2 protein-coding genes are annotated in these 5,281 nt (G+C 74.0%); both read right to left on the reverse strand.

Annotated features, from left to right (window positions below; genetic code table 11):
• On the reverse strand, positions 1-1,841 hold a 1,841-nt coding region (locus IF61_RS0131645; protein ID WP_030369997.1), incomplete at its 3' end, for a type I polyketide synthase.
• Positions 1,842-1,877: 36 nt separating this feature from the next.
• The coding region (locus IF61_RS0131650; protein ID WP_043191699.1) for a type I polyketide synthase at positions 1,878-5,281 on the reverse strand (3,404 nt) is incomplete at its 5' end.

Genomic DNA, 5,281 nt, shown 5'->3' on the forward strand with positions numbered 1-5,281 from the left:
ACCGCGAACAACGCCGGCTGCGTAAACCCCGTCGCGTCCAACCGCTCCGCATCGGCGAACATCACCTCACGCAGCTCACCGTCGAAATGCCCCAGCACCCCGTCCAGCGCCTCCGCGAACACCGGAAAACGCGCAGCCAGCTCCCGGCCCATGCCCACCCGCTGGGCACCCTGACCCGAGAACAGCATCGCGCACTTCCCGGCCACGTCCCCGGCCACGCCGCGCGCGACCTCGGCGGTCCCGTCCTCGCCCACCAGCAGGACCGCGCGGTGCTCCAGATGTGCCCGGGACGTCGCCAGGGAGAATCCCACGTCGAGCGGGGACGGGCCGGTCAGCCCGGAGATCCGCTCCAGCTGCGCGGTCAGCGCGGCCTCGGACGCGGCGGAGACCGGCCACGGCACGGCGGCCGGCGAGATCTTCGGCTCGTCCTCGGTGGCGGGCCGCTCGGCGGCCGGCGCCTGCTCGATGACGACGTGGGCGTTCGTACCGCTGATCCCGAACGACGACACGCCCGCCCGCCAAGGCCGGTCCACCTCGGGCCACGCCCCGGCCTCGGTCAGCAGCTCGACCGCGCCGGACGACCAGTCCACGTGCGACGACGGCGCGTCCACGTGCAGCGTCTTCGGCAGCACGCCGTGCCGCATCGCGAGGATGACCTTGATGATCCCCGCCACGCCCGCCGCGGCCTGTGTGTGCCCGATGTTCGACTTGACCGATCCCAGCCGCAGCGGGTGCCCGGGGTCACGGTCCTGCCCGTACGTGGCCAGCAGCGCCTGCGCCTCGATGGGGTCGCCGAGCGTCGTGCCCGTGCCGTGGGCCTCGACGGCGTCCACTTCGGACGCCGACAGCCCGGCGTTCGCCAGCGCCTGCAGGATCACGCGCTGCTGTGACGGGCCGTTCGGTGCCGTCAGGCCGTTGGAGGCGCCGTCCTGGTTCACCGCCGAGCCGCGGACGACGGCCAGGATCGCGTGCCCGTTGCGCTGCGCGTCGGAAAGGCGTTCCAGGACGAGGACGCCTGCGCCCTCGGACCAGGTCGTGCCGTCGGCCGCATCCGCGAACGCCTTGCAGCGGCCGTCCGCCGCCAGCCCGCCCTGCCGGCCGAACCCGGCGAAGCTCATCGGGCTCGACAGCACCGTCACACCGCCGGCCAGCGCCAGCGAGCACTCGCCCGAGCGCAGCGCGTGGGCCGCCAGGTGCAGCGAGACGAGGGAGGACGAGCACGCGGTGTCAACGGTGACCGCCGGCCCCTCCAGGCCGAAGCTGTAGGAGATCCGGCCGGAGAGGACGCTGCCCGCAAGGCCGGTGCTGGCATGGCCTTCGACGTCCTCACGGGAGTTCATCACGACGCCGACGTAGTCGACGCCGTTCGTACCGGCGAACACACCGGTCTCACTGCCCCGCAGGGAATCGGGGTCGATGCCGGCCCGCTCCAGGGCTTCCCAGGAGGTCTCCAGCAGCAGCCGCTGCTGAGGGTCCATCGCCACGGCCTCGCGCGGCGAGATCCCGAAGAAGCCGGCGTCGAAGGCGGCGGCGTCGACGAAGCCGCCCTCGGCCGGCGTACGCGTTCCGTCTCCGTCACGGACGCCGTCACCGTCGCCCGTCAGGAGGCCGAGGTCCCAGCCGCGGTCCGTGGGGAAGTCCGAGATGCCGTCCCGGCCCTCGTGCAGCAACTCCCAGAATTCTTCCGGGGTCCGCACTCCGCCCGGAAACCGGCAGGACATTCCGACGATGGCGATGGGCTCCTGCTTGCCGGACTCGGCCTCCAGCAGCCGTTGGCGGGTCTGGTGCAGATCGGCCGTGACCCACTTGAGGTAGTCAACGAGCTTGCTGTCTTCAGGCATAACGAGAAACCTTCCCTGTGAAATGTGGAGGCCGGGCTAGCGAGCGCTGTGACGGCCGAGCTCGTTGTCGATGAAGGCGAAGATCTCATCCGTGCCGGCCGCTTCGATCCGTTCGGCGACCTGGGCGCCGCCGGCCTCCGCCCCGGCTCCTCGCCACTTCTCCAGCATCTGGAACAGCCGGCTGGAAACCGCCGACCTGGTACGGGCGTCCAGCTCGCCGGCGGTGAGCGCGGAGTCGATCCGTGCGAGGTCCGCGAGGAGTGCGGAGCCGGCGTCGGCCACGGCCTCGTCCACGAGCTGCGGAACGAGGTGGGCGGCGAGCACGGTGGGGCTGGGGTAGTCGAACACGAGGGTCGCGGACAGGCGCAGGCCCGTCGCGGCGGTGAGCCGGTTGCGGAGCTCGACCGCGGTCAGCGAGTCGAAGCCCAGGTCGCGGAACTCCCGCCGTGCGTCCACAGCGCCGGGCGACGCATGGCCCAGCACGGCCGCCGCCTCGGCCCGTACGAGTTCGGTCACGAGGCGCGTGCGCTCCTCCGGCCGTGCCTCCCGCAGCCGGTGGCCGAACGTAGCGGCGGCCCCGGCACCACCCGTGGCGCCCGCCGCCGTGCGCCGGACTCCCTTGAGGAGGCCGCGCAGCAGCGGCGGCACCTCGCCGGGGACGCGCGTGCCCGTGGCGACCGGGCCGACCGGCACGAGGTGCGTCCCGCCCGACGCGGTGGCCGCGTCGAACAGTGCCAGCCCCTGTCCGGCCGACAGCGGCGGCACCCCGGACGCGGCGATGCGCCGCATGTCCGCCCCGGACAGGGTGCCCGTCATGCCGCTGCCCTGTGCCCACGCGCCCCAGGCCAGGGACTGCGCGGGCAGACCGCGCGCCGCGCGGTGGCGGGCCAGCGCGTCGAGGAAGGCGTTGCCGGCGGCGTAGTTGCCCTGGCCGGCGCTGCCCAGGACACCCGAGATCGAGGAGTACATGACGAAGGCGGCGAGTTCCTTCTCCCGCGTGAGCTCGTGCAGGTGCCAGGCCGCGTCCGCCTTCGGGCGCAGCACGTCCGACAAGCGGTCCGCGGACAGCGAGGTGACCACGCCGTCGTCCAGTACACCCGCCGTGTGGACGACGGCGGTCAGCGGACGGTCCAGGGACGCGAGCAGCCGCGCGACCGCGTCGCGGTCCGCCACGTCGCACGCCGCGACGGCCACGACGGCGCCGAGGGCCGTCAGTTCTTCGCGCAGTACGGCCGCGCCCGGGGCGGCCTCGCCCCGGCGGCTCACCAGCGTCAGGTGCTTCACGCCGCGCCCGGCCACGAGATGGCGGGCCAGTACGCCGCCCAGGCCGCCGGTGCCACCGGTGATCAGCACCGTGCCGTCCGCGTCCCAGGCGGGCGCGGCGGATGCCGACCCGTCTTGTGCCGTCTCCCGCGCCAACCGGCCGACGTGCACGGCGCCTTCGCGTACGAGGAACCGGTCGTCGCCCGAAGCCGACAGACCCGGCAGGGCCCGGAGCACGGCCGCGACGTCCCCGGCCTCGGCGTCCACCAGGACGAACCGGCCCGGGTGCTCCGACTGCGCCGACCCCACCAGCCCCCACACCGCGGCACCGGCGAGATCGTCGCCGGACATCGCGCCGCGGGTCACGAAGACCAGCCGCGACGCGGCGAACCGATCCTCCGCCAGCCACTCCCGCACCAGGCTCAGGGCCTGGGCGGTGCGTTCGTGCACGGAGGCGGGCACGTCGTCCCCCGTACCCGGGACCGGGGCCACGACCAGATCCGGGACCTCCTCCAGCGACGTCAGGCCCGCCGCGCCGAGCGTCACGCTCCGCGCCTCGCCGGAGACCCGTACGTCCGGGGCCGTCACCCATTCCAGCCGCAGCAGCGAGCCTTCCTGCGCGGACCGCCGTACGGTCTTGCGGGCCCCCACCACCAGCGCGTCGGCCGTCAGGACCGGCGCGCCCTCGGCGTCCGCCACGGCGACGGAGTACGCGTCCTCGCCGGTCTTGACGATCCGTATCCGCACCGCCGAAGCGCCACTCGCGTGCAGCGACACCCCGCTCCACGACGACGGCGCCATGCCGTCGTCGCCCCCGGTCGCCCGGGTCACCGCCTCCAGCAGCGCCGGGTGCAGTCCGAAGGCCCCGGCGTCGTCCGCCTGCTCCGGGAGTGCGGCCTCGGCGAAGGTCTCGTCGCCCCGGCGCCAGAGCGCGCGCACGGTCCCAAGCGCCGGGCCGTGCTCGTCCTCCCCGGCGAAGTCCTCCGGGTCCACGGCCACGGCACCGCTGGGCGGCCACACCGGGGCGTCGAAATCCGCTGCCGACGCCGCTGAGCCCAGCAGTACGCCGCTCGCGTGCTCGGTCCACGCCTGGTCCGCGGCGTCCGCGGCCCGCGCGTGGAAGCGCACCGGGCGCGCGCCCTCCGCGTCGGGGGCACCGACCCGCACCTGAAGGAGAACGTCGTCGGCCAGGGCGAGGGGTTCGGCGAAGGAGAGTTCGCCGACCCGGTCGCAGCCGGTCAGGTCACCCGCCCGGAAGGCCAGTTCGAGGAATCCGGCGGTGGGGAAGACGGGCACGCCGTCGATCACGTGGTCCAGCAGCCAGGGGTGTGTGCGCGGCGACAGCCGGCTCGTGAACAGCGTCTCGGCGGCGTCCGCCAGCGGCAGCGCCGCGCCCAGCAAGGGGTGCCCGGCGGGCATCAGGCCCGCGGCGGACACGTCGCCCGCCGGGACGGCCGGCTTCGGCCAGTAGCGCTGGTGCTGGAAGGGATAGGTGGGCAGGTCGGCGCGGCGGGCACCGGTACCGGCGAAGAGGCCGGTCCAGTCCACCCCGACGCCCGCCACGTGCAGCCGCGCGAGAGTGGTCAGGAGGGCCTGTTCCTCGGAGCGGTCCTTCCGCAGGGCGGGGACCACGACCGGTGTGCCGTCCAGGGTGTGCTGGGCCATGGCGGTGAGGACACCGTCCGGGCCCAGCTCCAGGAAGACCGAAGCGCCTTCCGCGGCGAGAGCGCGGACGCCGTCGGCGAAGCGCACCGTCTCCCGGACATGCCGGACCCAGTACTCCGCCGAACAGATCAGTTCCCCGGCAGCGAGGCCACCGGTCACGTTCGAGACCACCGGGATACCCGGCGTCCTGTACGACAGCCCCTCGGCGACCTGCCGGAAGTCGTCCAGCATCGGTTCCATCAGCGGCGAGTGGAACGCGTGGCTCACCGGCAGCCGCCGCGTCTTGCGTCCCTCCGCCGCGAACCCCTCGGCGATGCGCAGCACCTCGGTCTCGTCCCCGGCGATGACCACCGACTCCGGGCCGTTGACCGCCGCCAGGGACACCCCGTCCACCAGCCGCACGGAAACCTCACCCTCCGCCGCCTGCACAGCCACCATCGCACCGCCCGCAGGCAGCGCCTGCATCAACCGCGCACGCGCCGCCACCAAAGCACAGGCGTCCTCCAGCGAGA

The sequence above is a fragment of the Streptomyces roseoverticillatus genome, from assembly GCF_000719265.1.
GTDB lineage: Bacteria > Actinomycetota > Actinomycetes > Streptomycetales > Streptomycetaceae > Streptomyces > Streptomyces roseoverticillatus.